General features: G+C 68.6%; 11 protein-coding genes and 8 pseudogenes. 10 read left to right on the plus strand and 9 right to left on the minus strand.

From position 1 onward, the window contains the following. Positions 1-8: 8 nt before the first annotated feature. A complete protein-coding gene (locus K0H76_RS18600) occupies positions 9-1,253 on the minus strand; it encodes a Na/Pi symporter (protein ID WP_258933937.1) in 1,245 nt (414 codons plus the stop codon). Positions 1,254-1,385: 132 nt separating this feature from the next. Here K0H76_RS18600 and K0H76_RS18605 point away from each other — a divergent pair. From K0H76_RS18605 to K0H76_RS18615, 3 genes and pseudogenes are all read left to right on the plus strand, one after another. After that, positions 1,386-2,250 (plus strand): annotated as a pseudogene (locus tag K0H76_RS18605) (M48 family metalloprotease). A 9-nt stretch (positions 2,251-2,259) separates the two neighbouring features. Beyond that, complete coding sequence (locus K0H76_RS18610; RefSeq protein WP_258933938.1) at positions 2,260-2,694, plus strand: hypothetical protein; 435 nt, start codon at positions 2,260-2,262, stop codon at positions 2,692-2,694. Position 2,695: 1 nt separating this feature from the next. After that, a pseudogene (locus tag K0H76_RS18615) lies at positions 2,696-3,192 on the plus strand (HIT family protein). Positions 3,193-3,229: 37 nt separating this feature from the next. On the opposite strand, the pseudogene K0H76_RS18620 reads toward K0H76_RS18615, so the two are convergent. Continuing rightward, positions 3,230-4,283, minus strand: a pseudogene (locus K0H76_RS18620) (polyprenyl synthetase family protein). A gap of 11 nt (positions 4,284-4,294) precedes the next feature. Then, positions 4,295-4,951, minus strand: a pseudogene (locus K0H76_RS18625) (demethylmenaquinone methyltransferase). Positions 4,952-5,423: 472 nt separating this feature from the next. Between K0H76_RS18625 and K0H76_RS18630 the strand changes: the two are divergent. Together K0H76_RS18630 and K0H76_RS18635 are read left to right on the plus strand one after the other, a co-directional pair. Then, a pseudogene (locus K0H76_RS18630) lies at positions 5,424-6,449 on the plus strand (chorismate-binding protein). Between the two features lie 221 nt (positions 6,450-6,670). Beyond that, positions 6,671-6,847, plus strand: a complete 177-nt coding sequence (locus tag K0H76_RS18635) for a hypothetical protein (protein ID WP_258933939.1) — start codon at positions 6,671-6,673, stop codon at positions 6,845-6,847. Here the strand turns inward: K0H76_RS18635 and K0H76_RS18640 are convergent. Then, entirely contained in the window at positions 6,811-8,202 is a 1,392-nt protein-coding gene (locus K0H76_RS18640) for a hypothetical protein (protein WP_258933940.1), read from the minus strand. The two genes, K0H76_RS18635 and K0H76_RS18640, sit on opposite strands and share 37 nt — an antisense overlap. Beyond that, positions 8,199-9,166: pseudogene (locus tag K0H76_RS18645) on the minus strand (o-succinylbenzoate synthase). The gene K0H76_RS18640 and the pseudogene K0H76_RS18645 overlap by 4 nt, the downstream one beginning before the upstream one ends. A gap of 124 nt (positions 9,167-9,290) precedes the next feature. Here K0H76_RS18645 and K0H76_RS18650 point away from each other — a divergent pair. The 3 genes and pseudogenes from K0H76_RS18650 to K0H76_RS18660 all read left to right on the plus strand — a co-directional run bounded on the left by K0H76_RS18650 (position 9,291) and on the right by K0H76_RS18660 (position 10,913). Continuing rightward, the gene (locus K0H76_RS18650) at positions 9,291-9,908 is read left to right on the plus strand and encodes a phosphatase PAP2 family protein (RefSeq protein WP_258933941.1); all 618 of its coding nucleotides are present in this window, start codon (positions 9,291-9,293) and stop codon (positions 9,906-9,908) included. A gap of 17 nt (positions 9,909-9,925) precedes the next feature. Next, positions 9,926-10,279 (plus strand): hypothetical protein, encoded by a 354-nt coding sequence (locus tag K0H76_RS18655; RefSeq protein WP_258933942.1) that lies wholly within the window; start codon positions 9,926-9,928, stop codon positions 10,277-10,279. Between the two features lie 75 nt (positions 10,280-10,354). Then, positions 10,355-10,913: pseudogene (locus K0H76_RS18660) on the plus strand (YceI family protein). Positions 10,914-10,923: 10 nt separating this feature from the next. Here the strand turns inward: K0H76_RS18660 and K0H76_RS18665 are convergent. The 4 genes and pseudogenes from K0H76_RS18665 to radA form a co-directional block, all read right to left on the minus strand. Further along, positions 10,924-11,049 (minus strand): hypothetical protein, encoded by a 126-nt coding sequence (locus K0H76_RS18665; RefSeq protein ID WP_258933943.1) that lies wholly within the window; start codon positions 11,047-11,049, stop codon positions 10,924-10,926. Positions 11,050-11,072: 23 nt separating this feature from the next. Beyond that, positions 11,073-11,384 carry a hypothetical protein gene (locus tag K0H76_RS18670; protein ID WP_258933944.1) on the minus strand — a complete coding sequence of 104 codons (312 nt, stop codon included), beginning with the start codon at positions 11,382-11,384 and terminating at the stop codon, positions 11,073-11,075. 34 nt (positions 11,385-11,418) lie between these two features. Then, complete coding sequence (locus K0H76_RS18675) at positions 11,419-12,069, minus strand: FUSC family protein (protein ID WP_258933945.1); 651 nt, start codon at positions 12,067-12,069, stop codon at positions 11,419-11,421. Between the two features lie 10 nt (positions 12,070-12,079). After that, positions 12,080-13,454, minus strand: a pseudogene (gene radA / locus K0H76_RS18680) (DNA repair protein RadA). Between the two features lie 72 nt (positions 13,455-13,526). Between radA and K0H76_RS18685 the strand changes: the two are divergent. Both K0H76_RS18685 and K0H76_RS18690 read left to right on the plus strand, forming a co-directional pair. Then, complete coding sequence (locus K0H76_RS18685) at positions 13,527-13,814, plus strand: hypothetical protein (protein ID WP_258933946.1); 288 nt, start codon at positions 13,527-13,529, stop codon at positions 13,812-13,814. Between the two features lie 123 nt (positions 13,815-13,937). Then, entirely contained in the window at positions 13,938-14,366 is a 429-nt protein-coding gene (locus tag K0H76_RS18690; protein WP_258933947.1) for a hypothetical protein, read from the plus strand. Positions 14,367-14,408: the final 42 nt, after the last annotated feature.

Here is a 14,408-nt window from a genome sequence, read left to right on the forward strand (position 1 = left end):
GGAGGCGCTCAGAGCAGGACGATGAGCCCGAGGGGAACCGCGATGAACACGACGGCGACCCATGCGAAGGCGGCGGGCGCACGGCGGACGGCCAGGTCGGAGAGCCAGCGCGCTCCGATCAGAGGCAGCTCACGCAGGCCCGGAATCCCGAAGATGAGCAGCGTGGCGAACACGTTGAAGAACAGGTGCACCAGGGCGGCGGTCAGGGCGATGGTTCCGAGCTGACCGTCGAAGGCCATAGCGGCGATCAGCGCGGTGATGGTGGTGCCGATGTTGGCGCCGAGGGTGAATGGGTAGATCTGCCGGAGCGAGAGCTTCCCGGAGCCTGCCAGAGGAACCATCAGTGCGGTGGTCGTTGAGGATGACTGGACCATGACGGTCACAGCGGCGCCGGAGCCGATGGCGACCAGAGGATTCCGGCCGACGGATGCATGCAGAATGCGCTCAGCCCTGCCGACCAGCACTGCCTTCAGCTTGCGGCTGATCATGTTGATGACGAGCAGGATCAGGGCGATCGCGAAGACGATCATGGCGATGCCTGCCCACACGTCGGGCAGCGGGGAGAACACGAGGCCGATCAGCTCCCCGGCCGGAGCGGTGGCGCCCTTGATGAGCGCGCCGACTCCGCCCAGCATGGTCTCGATGAGGCCCGTGTCAGCGGCCTCTGAGCCGTCGATGAGCCCGGCAGCTGCGGTGGCCGCACGCTCAAGGAGGCCGAAGGCCATCTCGAGGGGCAGGAAGATGGCCACGGCGAGCAGGTTGAAGAAGTCGTGCACGGTGGCGGCGGAGAAGCCGCGGCGGAACTGCTCCTTGTCCCGGACCATGGCCAGCGAGACCAGCGTGTTGGTCAGAGTGGTGCCGATGTTGGCGCCGAGGATGATGGGGATGGCGATGCTCAGCGGGAGCCCGCCCGCGACCAGGCCGACGGTGACCGAGGTGGTGGTGGAGGAGGACTGCGTCAGAGCAGTGGCTGCGATGCCGATCATCAGACCGATGACAGGGTTCGCAGCGAAGCCGAACAGCGCTTCGGCCTGATCTCCGGCTGCGAGGGAGAAGCCTGAGCCGATGACTCCCACGGCTGTGATGAGGAGGTAGACGCTTACTGCGACGGTCAGCCAGTTCAGCACGGCGCGGCGGCGGCTCAGCGGCTCCTGCAGCTGCGTGCGCAGCGCCGTCTCGGCTGATGATGCGGTGGAGGAACGGATGCCTGGAGCGCGAGCGATGACCTGTCGCTCGGCGGGGGTAACGGCCATAGGGTGAACAGTTCCAACCGAAGGTGAACGAAAGGTTAACTCGGTGCGAACGCCGTCCAAAGGATCGGGCGGAATCTCCCCGGATACCATGATGTTGATCACGGGGATCATTCACTGCGCGAAAGGGACCGCATGCATCATCATCACGGACGCCTCAGAACCGCCTAAGCCTGCTCGCATTCCTCTTTGCCATGGTGCTGGTGGTGGGGGCCATCGTGGCCGCTGCCACGGAGACTCCTGCATTCATCTTCGTCTTCGGCGCTCTGGGCCTGATCTCTGTGGCGTACTCGTACTGGAACTCGGACAAGATCGCACTGCGGGCCATGCAGGCCTATCCGGTCACCAGGGAGCAGGCTCCTGCCCTCTACGCCATGGTCGAGGAGCTCGCCTCCCGGGCCCAGCAGTAAGCGCCCAGGATCTACATCTCGCCCCAGCCCACTCCCAATGCCTTCGCCACGGGACGGAACCCGGAGAAGGGCGTGGTCTGCTTCACCGAGGGCATCCTCAACCTGCTCAGCGAGCGGGAGCTGCGCGGCGTGACGGGCCACGAGCTGATGCACATCTACAACCGCGACATCCTCATCTCTTCGGTGGCCGCAGCCGTTGCCGGGTTCCTCACCACGATCACGCAGTTCTTCATCCTCTTCGGGCGCGGCGGCCGCGGCCAGAACCCGCTCGCCATTGTGGGTGCGCTGCTGGCGGCCATCCTGATGCCCATCGCAGCGAGCATGATCCGCTCAGCCATCAGCCGGACCAGAGAGTACGACGCAGATGCGGACGGCGCGGAGCTCTCGGGGACCCGCTCGCCCTGGCCTCGGCCCTGAACAAGCTGGACGGCGGGATCCGCCAGGTGCCCCTGAACGAGGACCCCAAGCACGACGCCCACGCCCACATGATGATCGCCAACCCCTTCGGAGCGCGGGCCAAGCAGATGTTCTCCACACACCCTCCGATGGACGACCGCATCGAGCGTCTGAAGAGCATGGCCGGGCAGTAGGCTGTCTCTGTGGCAGAGATGTTCTACGAGAAGTTCCAGGCGCTGGTTCCCCGATACCTCGACGACGCGTGGACTCCCGATGAGGGGCTGTCCGCCGAGGATCTCGCGGGCATGCTCTCCGATTCTGAGCTCCCGGACGCCTCAGGCCTTCCTCTGGTTCTCGAGGAGTTCTACCGTGCGCTGGGCCGGTGCGAGGAGCTCATGGAGGCCTACCACTTCTTCTTCGACCCGGACGAGCTGGTCACCGAGGAGGGTCATCTTCTCTTCCTCGAGGACGAGGAGGAGCGCTTCGCCTGGGGCGTGGACGTCGCAGACCTGCGGGTTCCCGATCCCCTGATCCGGCGGCGGAAGAACGCGACGCACGAATGGTCCTCCGAGGGCGCCACCGTCAGCGAGTTCATCTTCGATCTGCTGGAGTTCTCCTTCGAGGACAGCGAGGCATAGCGTGGCGGTCGCATGGGCCTCGCACGCGCCCCCGAACTACTCCTGCCCCTTCTGCGGACTGGTGGAGGGGATGTGTCCGATCCGTCGAACAGGTGCGAACTGGGGGATCTCGTCCACCAGGACGAGGATGTGATCGTGTTCATCGGGTGCGACGGTTTCGGTCCCTACCCGGGGCACGCCATGGTGTCTCCCGCGCAGCACCTGGAGGCGCTCTATGACCTCGACGACTCGATCCTGGCGAAGATCAGCTCCATGTCGCGCGATGTGGCGCTGGCGATGAAGCTGGCCTGGAACCCGGAGGGAACCAGCACCCGGCAGCACAACGAGTAGGCGGGAAACCAGCACGTCTGGCACTACCATCTGCATGTGTTCCCCAGATGGGCCGACGACAGGCTCTACCGGCAGCTGCGCGAGCCCCTCAGCCCTGAGTTCCGGGCTCAGAAGGCCGCGGAGCTTCGTCCCGCGCTGCAGCAGGTGCTGGCGGAGAAGCTTACTTAGGACCGCACTGCGGCACGCAGGAGCCCCGCTGAGGGTGTCAGCCTTCGCGATCCACGACGGCGTCGGCGAAGCTGTCCAGCGCCTGCTTCACGATCGAATCCGGCAGGTCGGAGATGGCCTCCTTGGCGCGGGCCGACCAGGACCGGGCGACCTCCCACGCCTGCTCTGTCACAGGGTGAGCCACCACTGAGGCGACCGCCTCGGCCAGGGCCTCGTCGGAGCTGAGGTCGGCATCGACCAGGCTCACCGCCTGGGATGCCTCGGCGTCGCCCTGCGCGGCCGCCTCACGCAGCAGCAGGACGGGAAGCGTCGGAACGCCTTCGCGAAGATCTGTTCCGGGGTCTTGCCTGAGGCTTCGCCGTCAGCTGTGAGGTCGATGATGTCGTCGGCGAGCTGGAAGGCGATGCCGACCGCTTCGCCGTACTCCTCGAGGAGCTGAGCCTGCGCGTCGTCGGCGCCGCCGAAGTGCGCTCCCAGACGTGCGGCAGCGGCGACGAGGGAGCCGGTCTTGTCCACGATGACGCTCAGATAGTGGTCATAGGCGTCCTGGTCGCCCTGCGGGCCCAGAGTCTCGTGCAGCTGCCCGAGGACGAGGCGCTCGAACGTGCGGGACTGAATGCGTGAGCCCTCCTGGGACAGCTCCGCCATGAGCAGCGACGCTCGCGCCAGGATGAGGTCTCCCGTGAGGATAGCCACCGAGTTCCCCACACCTCATGAGCAGACGGCGTTCCCCGCCGCAGGGGCGCCGAGTCCATCACGTCGTCGTGGTAAAGGGTGGCCAGGTGGATCATCTCGATGAGCGCGGCCGCCTGCCGCACGTCGGCGTTCAGGCCTCCGAAGAGCTCGGCCGTGAGCACTGTCAGCAGCGGACGCACCCTCTTGCCGCTGGCGTCTGCCAGGTACCGCGCCGAGGGGTCGGTGAGGTCGTCGCTTACCGTGAGCGCGTCGAGGAGCCTCTGCTCCACGTCGTCGAGGGCCTCGGTGATGTCGGCGGCCAGCGTCTCGTCGGAGGCGAGCACGTCGAAGCCTGCGGGAAGCTTGATGGTGGGTGCATCCTCCGGGGACACGGGCTGCACAGAGGGATCAGTCATCGCACACAACTCTATCGGGCGTCAGCGGACTTCACTGCGCGATGAATGGCAACGATCCCGCCGGTGAGGCTTCGGTAGCGCACCTCGGACCATCCGGACGCCTCGACCATGCGTCCCAGGGCGTCCTGGTCCGGCCATGCGCGGATGGACTCCGCGAGATAGACATAGGCATCCGGGTTCGAGGAGACGGCGCGAGCGGCAGGGGAAGAGCGCGCATCAGGTACTCCTGGTAGACGGTGCGCAGGAGCCGGTTGGTGGGGTCGGAGAACTCCATGATGGCCAGCCTGCCTCCGGGCCTGGTCACACGCAGCATCTCGGCCAGCGCCTTGGAGGGTCGGCGACGTTGCGCAGGCCGAAGCTGATCGTCACCGCGTCGAACTGCCCGTCGCCGAACGGCAGATCCATGGCGTCGCCCTGGATGAAGGTCATGTCCGGACGTCGCCTGCGGCCCACGGCCAGCATGCCTTCGGAGAAGTCGCAGGCGATGGCGTGGGCGCCCGCGTCGTGGAAGGGCTCAGCGGATGAGCCTGTGCCCGCTGCGAGGTCCAGCACGTCCTCCCCGGCTCCACGCCCAGGGCCTCGACGAGGCGACGACGCCACACCTTGGTCTGCCCCAGTGACAGGACATCGTTGGTGATGTCGTAGCGCTCGGCCACGTGGTCGAACATGCTTACCACGTCGTGCGGCTTCTTGTCCAGACTGGCTCGGGGTCCTCGGAAGGCAGGATTCACCCCAGCATTCTTGCAGATAAAGCGACGAGTAGGATTGATGGGCCATGACCTTCGCGCCCCGCCCCTGACCCTGCGCACGGCGGACGTGAATCTTCCGCCGTCGGGGCTTGCAGGGCTCGCTGGCGGGCTTCGACCTTCCGCCGCCTGGATCAGGCAGGGCCACGGACTTCTGGGGCTCGGCGAGGCGCTCAGGGTCAGCGCATCGGGGCCTCGGCGCTTTCAGCAGCTGGACGCAGCGTGGCGGCAGATCACCGCCGAGCAGAGCGACCTCACCGGCTTTGTATCCGTCAGCTTCTCCGCAGCCTCCGAGTACGAGTCGCTGCTCACGGTGCCCGCCGTCCTCCTCCGAAGCGACGAGAGCGGCGCCCGTCTCCAGGTCGTCGAGGAGACCGGCAAGGACCTGCGCACCATGCTCGCAGAGCATGGTCTGGTGCTGGAGGACGGGGCCCTCCGTCTCGCCGCACCGGAGCTCCCTCAGGTGCCGCCCGCCGCCCTGGGACCGGGCACACAGACCCCTGCCCAGTACCTCAGCGCCGTCGCCGCGGGGCTCAGCGCGATCGACTCCGGAACGGTGGAGAAGCTCGTCCTGGCTCGCGATGTGGTCGTCTCGGCCGATGCGGCCCTGCCTGCCGGGCCGCTGCTGGCACGTCTGGCTGCCGACTATCCGCAGACCTGGACCTACCGGGTGGGGCAGATGATCAGGGCCACCCCGGAGATGCTCATGCAGCTGCGCGGCGAACGGCTCTTCTCACGCGTGCTGGCAGGCACCGTGGACCACGATGCGCCTGCGGAGTCGCTCCTGACCGACCACAAGCAGCACCGCGAGCATGACCTCGCCGTCGCCTCCCTGATGGATCAGCTCGCTCCCTGACGGAGTCGCTGCAGGCGCCGCGGATCCGCGGCTCCTTGAGCTCCCGAACGTCTACCACCTGGCCAGCGACGTGACGGGGTGCTGGCGCACCAGGACGACGGGGCGCTCCCCAGCCCGCTGGAGGTCGCAGAGGCGGCCCACCCCACTGCGGCGGTCTGCGGCACGCCTACGGCGGCCGCGGGGCAGCTGATCGAACAGCTGGAGGGTCTGGACCGCGGGCCGTTCTCCGGGCCCGTCGGCTGGTTGGACGCCGCCGGCAACGCGGAATTCGGGATCGCTCTGCGCGGCGGAGTGCTGGAGTCGGACGGTTTAGCGGGTGCGCCTCTACGCCGGCGCGGGGATCGTGGTAAGCTCAGACCCGGAGGCGGAGCTCGCCGAGACCGAGTCCAAGCTGCGTCCGATGCTCAGCGCGCTAGGCGCTCGTCAGACGGCATCCGGGTAGGCGAGCGCCCTGATCCGGGCGTGAAGATCGCGCAGCAGCGTCCTGTCGGAGGCGATCTCCACAATGCGGATGCCGACCCTGTCGTCGGGGTGAGCCAGCGCGTCCTCAAGCTCGCCGAGTGATTCGACGAAGCGATACTCGTGATGATGGGCGTCGGCGAGCGCCTCCACATCGACACTCTGGGGCGTGCCGAAGAGCCGTTCGACGGCATCGGCCTTCCCGGACGGCGCCCCACCGTCCCGTGCTCCAGCTGATCGAAGATGGCGCCGCCGCCGTCGTTGATCACCACGACATCCATGGTCGGGATGCGCTCAGTCGTGGGGTAGAGCAGCGCGTTGGTGTCGTGGAGGAACGTGAGGTCCCCGACGACTGCGGTCACTCGTGTCCCCGCGGCGAGGGCGATGCCTACCGCCGTCGATACGTTCCCGTCGATGCCGGACAGGCCCCGCAGCGCGTGGACCCGGCGGACCCGATCTCTGCGGGTCAGCACAGCACCGAGGTCCACATCCCGGATGACTGATGAGGACCCCAGCAGCATGGGGCCCGGCGCCGACTCGGCGACGAACTGGGCTGCGCGCACCGAGGACAGGCCCCAGACTCTTCGCTGAGGACCGCGTCGACGGCGCGCTGCACATTCAGCCCAGCCTCCTCCCAGGCCTCGGCCCAGCCTGCAGGCGCCCCTCCTGCGAAGTCGGCGAGATCCCCGATCTCTCCGATCACCGGCCTCGGAAGCCCGTCGCTGAACCAGGGCTCGGCGACAGGTGCGTACTGGGCGGCACGCACGTCGGTGCGGCTGATGAGCTGCTGGACCGGTCGGGACAGGGTGGGGCGTCCCGCGACGACGACGCGCTGGACCGAATCCACCAGGTCGGCCGCGGCGGTTCCGGAGGGCGCCTGCAGCACGAGCCGGTAGCCCTGGACGGGTCCCAGCTCGGCCCACCGGGCGCCGGAGGTCGGCTCGGCGAGAATGGGCTGTCCCAGCCTGCGGGCCGCGCGGACTGCTTCGGCGGGGGCATCGTGGCCGAGGACGAAGACGGTCCGCTGAGCAGCGGAGACTCGCGGAATGGCCTGTGACGGGCTGTCGGACGCCTCCCCGCCCTCGTGGAGCCAGGCGTCGTCCACGTTGCGCCGGACGCGGAGGTGCTCGGCAGGGCTGAGCTGATCCGCCTGATCATAGAGTCGCTGCCGCTCCTTGGGCGGGATCACGCCACGACGTGCCCAGCGCCCGGGTCCCCGCGCTGAGGGAGGCTCGACGGGCACCAGCGGATCCGCGAACCCGATGTTCAGGTGCACCGGACCGGGCACCTCCTGGCGGCTGCGGGCACCGGCCTGACGCAGCAGGAGCGCCACCTGAGCCTCCGCAGAGAGGATGTCGTCGCGCGACTCCGGCTCCAGACGCAGCTGCCCCTGGCGGATGAGGCCCTGCTCGAGGTGCAGCTCGTCACGGACGCGGTAAGCGAACATCTCCTGCTGCCATGTGGTCTGGTTGGCTCCCGTGCCGTGAAGCTCATCGGGGCGGTCAGCGGTGATCGCCACGAGCGGGACGCCGCGAGGTCGGCTTCCATCACCGCGGCGTGAGGTTTCCCGCCGCGGTCCCGGAGGTGGTGACGACAGCCGCCGGCTCCCCGCGGCCATGGCCAGGCCCAGGGCCGTGAACGCTGCGGAGCGCTCGTCGATGCGAACATGAATGGTGATGGCCCCGAGCTGCTCCGCCTCTGCCAGCGCGTATGCCAGGGGCGCTGAGCGGGAGCCTGGGGCGAGGACGACGTGACGCAGGCCAGGGGTCAGTCCGCGGATGACGCGGCGAGCCAGTCGGATCGACTCGGCGTCGTGGGAGTCGTCGAACTCGCGGAACGGACGCCGGGGTGAAGTCACCCCACAATCCTACTGGCGAGTTCCGCGTGCGCGGCGTGGACGCGGTCGAACCACCACGCCTGGCGTGCAGGGCTGAGCCTCACCTGAGCGATGAGCTCCGGGGCAGGGGCGGGGCGGTGATGACTCCGTCGCGTACGGGAACGGCCAGTCGGCCCGCGGACGGCAGCAGGGGCGCGCTGACCGCATCGCGGGCGAAGAGAGCAGCGGTCCCGAGGCCGCACGCGTAGGAAGCCGCGGCAGGCGCGCCGCAAGCGCCAGCCCGGCGGCCAGGCCGACGCTGGTGTCCAGGGCGGAGGAGACCACAGCGTCCAGGCCCGCCTGCTCCACCAGGTCGAGAACCCGGCTGACTCCGCCCAGCGGGGACCTTCAGCACCAGAAGGTCAGCTGCGCCGAGGCGTGCCACCCGCAGCGGGTCCTCCTCCTTGCGCACAGCCTCGTCAGCGGCGAGCCGCACGGCGACGCCGTCTGCGCTGAGCAGCTCCCGCAGACGAGCGAGCCCCTCCACACCCGGGACGGGCTGCTCGGCGTATTCGAGCCTGCCCTGGGCGGCCTCCGCGATCCGCGGCAGAGCCGCCGCCGCCTCCGCCAGCGTCCAGCCCGCGTTGGCGTCGACCCTGACGGCCGCACGGGAAGCTGCCTGACCACAGCCGAGACCCGCGCCACATCGTCCTGGAGGCTCTGGCCCTGCTCGGCGACTTTGATCTTGACCGCAGTGATCCCGTCGCCGTAGCGGGCGAGCACCGCGGGGACATCCTCAGGCTCCACGGCCGGAAGCGTGGCGTTGACCGGCACGGACTCCTCAGCGGCGCCCCAGTCCGCGCCAGCCTGCCTCCACGGCCGCCCCGAGCCAGGCCGCAGACTCCTCCGGCTGGTACTCGGCGAAGGGCGCGAACTCTGCCCATCCCTTCGGACCCCGGATCAGCAGCGCTTCCCGGACCGTCTGACCCCTGAAGCGGGTGCGCATAGGCAGTCCGACGGCGACGGCGTCGCGCAGAAGATCGGAGACGGGGGCAGCTCGGCGACACGGTCCTGCATGGTCCTCACCCTATGTTGCTCCGTGGGGTCCGGAAGCTGGGATACTTCTGTGCATGTCAAGCACGCTGCGCCCGCCTGCCCGCCGAACAGGCCTGTGGATCGCCGGAGTACTGGTCTGCTGCGCACTGCTCATCGGCAGCTATGAGATTTTCGTGCGGACCACGCTCGGGCAGGTCATCGATACGGTGCCGCGGCTCGCGGCGGTGCACTTCGAGCACCCGCTGCCCTACCTGCCGCGCGAGGACGGCGAGAGCTTCTGGACGGCGCTGTGGATGGTCATCCCGCCTGCAGTCGTGTTCGGACTGCTGGTGCTGATGCGTCAGAAGCTCGTCACGGGCCTCATCGTTCTGGCGGGCGTCGTCGGCGCCAATGTCACCACCCAGATCATGAAGTACAGCTGGCTCGAGCGTGAGGTGGTCGAGGACGACCGCAGCGTGGGCCTCTTCCTCACCCAGGCCGACCTTCCCAACTCGCTGCCCAGCGGGCACACCACCCTGGCCGCGTCCGCCGCCGTCGCCGTGTTCCTGGCCGCGGGTCCGCGCCAGCGTCCCTTCATGGGATTCGTGGCCGCGCTCTGGGCAGGAGGCTGGGGCACCTACATCTTCATCGAGGACTGGCACAGAGCCTCGGACATGATCGCGGCCTACCTCGTCGTCGCCGTCTGGGGCTGATCGCAGGATGGGCCATCATGCGGGCGGAGCCTCAGCACAATACGGTGCTGTTCGACAACCCTCCGAGCGCGGCTCCCGCAGCCGTCCTCTGCTGGATCATCGGGATCGTGTCCGTCGTCGCCGCCGGGCTCTGCTTCCTCTTCGGGGCGGCTGGTCGGGACTCTTCGCCAGCGCGGAGGACCCGAGCCTGTGGCACTGGCTGGCGGGGGCGCTGCTCTCCGGGGCCTGCGTTCATGATCGGCGGCGCGGGGATCAGTCTCTTCGCCGCAGAAGCAGGACGCCGCCAGCGAGGCATCGCTGCCCCCAGCACCCAGGCCGAACCGATCCGCTACCCGATCCCGGAGAACTTCGCGCACCTCTACCGAGTCTGAGGCGCCTCGAGGCGCTCCTGCCCGTGGCCTACGATGCTCCCGAACGGAACATTCAACAGGAACGGAGGAGCCCTCATGTCTGATGATCATCAGCTTGCAGGCACATGGACCATCGACCCCTCTCACTCACGGGTCGGGTTCTCCACCCGGCACGCAATGGTGACCCGCGTGACAGGTGCGTTCACCGACGTCGCCGGTGAGGCGGTCTTCGACCCGGAGGACTGGAGCGCCTCCACAGTGAACGTCGCCGTGCAGGTCTCCAGCGTCGACACCCGCAGCGCGGACCGTGACCAGCATCTGCTCTCCGAGGACTTCTTCGACGTGGTGAGCTACCCCGAGATCACGTTCGTCTCCACCGGGGTGGACGAGGTGGGCGAGAGCAGCTTCATCATCACCGGCGACCTGACCATCCGCGGCACCACGAAGAGCGTGGCGATCCCGCTGGAGCTGCTCGGCATCACCAGGGACCCCGCAGGGACGCTCCGGGCCGGTTTTGAGGGGTCGCGCAGGATCGACCGCCGCGACTGGGACGTCCGGTGGAACACTCCCTGACTCCGGAGGCGTCCTGGTCAGCGACCGCATCACCCTGGAGTTCGAGCTCTCCTCACCAGGAGCTGACTCTTCGACCTGCTGAGGCTTAGCGCTCACCCGAGGACGGGAAGGTGGGCGTCGGCCTCGTCGTGCTCCATGCCGGTGGCCTCCAGGAGGTCTACGACCATGGTGCGGATCAGCAGGACGATCGTGTCGCCCTCGAGGTCATGGATACCCATGCGCTTGGGGTGAAGCTGCGCAGCTACGGCTGTGAGCGACTTCTCGGCGGCCTGCATGCCGCGGTCGAACCCGGGGCCTCGGCGACCGCACGCGTGAGGAGGGCTGAGCTGTCAGCCAGCTCGTCGAGGACGCGCGCCAAGTTCTCAGCCCCGTCGGTGTCCAGAGCGGCGTGGTCGATGCTGCTGATGGATCGGCGTATGACCACGCGCAGGGACCGCACGGCGAGGTCCAGCTTGTCGGTGGCGCGGCTGATGCGCTGTATGTAGTGCCGGTGACGGCGGTGCGGGGCGAGTAGCGGGTGAGCTCTTCGGCGGTCGTGATGGATTTGACGCACTCATCGATCTTCGGCTGGGTGCCGCGGGCACGGATCAGGGCGTGCCAGCCTTCGCGCGAATCGCCGTCCCGGACAGCCGCCGCGGTCTCCCGCAGCGACAGGGTGAGGTCACCGGTGACGCCCTTGAGCTCACGCACGGGCTCGGAGCGGGGTCGCGCGGGGTCAGCAGTGCGATGGTCATGGCGGTGATGCCGCCGACCATGGCGTCCGCGCTGCGGCTGAATACGCCGAGGGCAGTGTCCTCCGGTGCGGGAAGCATGACGACCAGCAGCGCCTGCAGGCCCATCTGCATGGCGAAGGTGGCGCCTGAGTCCAGGAACCTGGCCACCATGACGGCCAGGAAGACGACCACGACGGCCACCATCCACCCTTGGCCGAAGAAGTGGACGACGATGTCTGCGATGAGCACGCCCAGGGTGCAGCCGATGGCGACCTCCAGGACCTTCCGGCCTCTGGGCTCCTTGGTGAACCCCATGGCGACCAGGGCGGCCACGGCGGCGAAGATCGGCTGGTGGTGTCCGAGCAGCTGCTCGGCGATCAGGTAGGCGCCGACGCCTGCTGCCGTCATCTGAGCCGCCGGGATCAGCGAGTTCTTCGCCCGGGTGAAGCCCGCCCGGCTTCGGGTCAGGAGGAAGCGGCCGCCTCCGCGGCCCGCGTGCTTGAAGGAATCGGCGGCGCTGCTCACAGGGACGAGTCTATGACGAGGAGTCGAAGAGCAGATTCATCGCTTCCGGCAGGGATCCCACCTCACGGACGGTGAGGCTCTCGGGCGCGTTCTCGCCGCCTCCGCGCGGAACCAGTGCGTGGGTGAAGCCGAGGCGGGCCGCCTCCTGGAGTAAGCGCTGCAGCCCCGTCACGGGACGGACTTCGCTTACCAGTCCCACTTCGCCCAGTGCCAGGAACCTGTTGGGCAGCGACCTCTCCAGGGCCGCCGACGCCACGGCCAGGGCGACGGCCAGGTCCGCAGCTTACTCCGTGATCTTTGCTCCCCCACTGTGGCCACGTACGTCTCGGACTTCATGAGAGCGGCGAGCTTGGCGCGGCGCTGCAGCACCGCCAGCAGCATGGACACTCGCGGTGAGTCGAGTCCGACACGGCCCGGCGAGGCTGGGCGGCTTGGGATTCGGCGACGAGCGCCTGGACTTCTGCGGTGAGGGCCGCCGCCCTTCCAGCGAGATGGTGATGCAGGTTCCGGGCACACGCTCCGCCATGGCGGAGACGAAGAGCCCGGACGGGTCGGCGAGAGATTCGAGGCCGTTCTCGCCGAGGTCGAAGCAGCCGACGTCGTCGGTGGGGCCGTACCGGTTCTTCACCGCACGCAGAAGACGCAGCCTGGAGTGCCGGTCGCCCTCGAACTGGCAGACGACGTCCACCAGATGCTCGAGCATCCGGGGGCGATGTTCCCGTCCTTGGTGACGTGGCCGACGAGGATGGTGGTCATGCCGCGACGTTTGGCCGCCTCGATCATCGCGGCGGTGACTTCGCGGATCTGGGTGACGCCGCCGGGCGAACCTTCGACCTCCGCGGAGGAGAGGGTCTGGACCGAGTCCATGATGGTCAGCTGCGGGTCGGCCTTCTCGATCTGCCCGAGCGCCTGGCCGAGGTCGGATTCGGCGGCAAGGTACAGGTGCTCCGAGAGCCCGTTGATGCGCTCGGCCCGCTTCTTCACCTGCGCGGCGGACTCCTCGCCGGTGAGGTAGAGCACCGGCTGCGAGCGGCCGTGGCGCTCCGCGACGGCGGCGGCGGCCTGCAGCAGCAGGGTGGATTTGCCGACGCCGGGCTCACCCGCCATGAGGATCACCGCACCGGGCACCAGCCCGCCTCCGAGGACCCGATCCAGCTCCCCACCCCGGTGGGACGGAACTCGGCGAGCGAGGAGTCGACCTCACCGATCGTCGTCGCGGGTCTGGCCACAGTGGTCGCCGCCGCGGTGCGGACCGCCGCGGCCCCGTCCTTCTCATGGACGCTGCCCCAGGCCTGGCACTCCGGGCAGCGGCCCACCCATTTCACGGTCTGCCAGCCGCACTCAGCGCACTCAAACGTGGGAGCGGAGGACTTCTTCTTGGCCATAGCTCCCCACAGTATCGGCGAAGGCAGACATCGATGGAGGTGACCGACACCGCCCTGACTAGGATGTGCCTGATGAGCAGCGTCCCGACTGTGCCTGCGGGCCGAGAGCCCGACGCCGTGCCCACTCTTCCCTCCGCCCCTGAGCCGGAGCAGGTGCACGGCCCGGTGATCGACTGGTTCCATGACCAGAAGCGCGACCTGCCGTGGCGTCGCCCGGAGTGCACGCCGTGGGGAGTCTTCGTCTCTGAGGTGATGCTCCAGCAGACCCCTGTGAACAGAGTTGCTCCCCGCTGGGAGGAGTGGATGCGGCGATGGCCGACCCCGCCGCCTGCGCCGAGGCTCCCACCTCGGCGATCCTGACGGTCTGGGACCGGCTGGGCTATCCACGCCGGGCCCTGCGTCTTCAGCAGGCTGCGGCCGCAATGGTGGAGAAGCACGGGGGCGAGGTCCCGGGACACGGGATCAGCTGCGCGCCCTGCCGGGGTGGGCGAGTACACGGCCGCGGCCGTGGCATGCTTCGCCTTCGAACAGCCCGAAGTGGTGGTGGACACGAACATTCGCCGAGTGCTCGTGCGGGTCTTCGATGCTCGGCCGCTGGCGGGCAAGACATACACGGCGGCTCAGCGACGGCTCGCCCATGACGCTTTCCCTGACCCCAATCTCGACGACGGTGGGGTGGCCTGCGCCTGGAACATCGCCTCCATGGAGCTGGGATCGCTGGTGTGCACCTCGAAGTCCCCGAAGTGCGGCATCTGCCCGGTTCGGGACATGTGCGCCTGGCGTGCTGCTGGGTCGCCCGCACCCACAGAGGAGCAGAAGACGCGCGGCCAGGCCTGGCACGGCACCGACCGGCAAGTCCGCGGAGCGCTGATGACCCTTCTCCGCGACGCATCGGCCTCGGGGAGCATCTGAGCGAGGACGCACTCCTCGAGGCGCTCCCCTCCCGGAGACATC

This window comes from Nesterenkonia pannonica, from assembly GCF_019575955.1.
GTDB lineage: Bacteria > Actinomycetota > Actinomycetes > Actinomycetales > Micrococcaceae > Nesterenkonia > Nesterenkonia pannonica.

What these genes read in the sequence shown, in the direction of transcription:
- K0H76_RS18600 (WP_258933937.1), bottom strand. Translation starts at nt 1,253, where the DNA reads ATGGCCGTTACCCCCGCCGAGCGACAGGTCATCGCTCGCGCTCCAGGC.
- K0H76_RS18650 (WP_258933941.1), top strand. Translation starts at nt 9,291, where the DNA reads ATGTCAAGCACGCTGCGCCCGCCTGCCCGCCGAACAGGCCTGTGGATC.
- K0H76_RS18655 (WP_258933942.1), top strand. Translation starts at nt 9,926, where the DNA reads ATGCGGGCGGAGCCTCAGCACAATACGGTGCTGTTCGACAACCCTCCG.
- K0H76_RS18665 (WP_258933943.1), bottom strand. Translation starts at nt 11,049, where the DNA reads ATGGGTATCCATGACCTCGAGGGCGACACGATCGTCCTGCTGATCCGC.
- K0H76_RS18685 (WP_258933946.1), top strand. Translation starts at nt 13,527, where the DNA reads ATGAGCAGCGTCCCGACTGTGCCTGCGGGCCGAGAGCCCGACGCCGTG.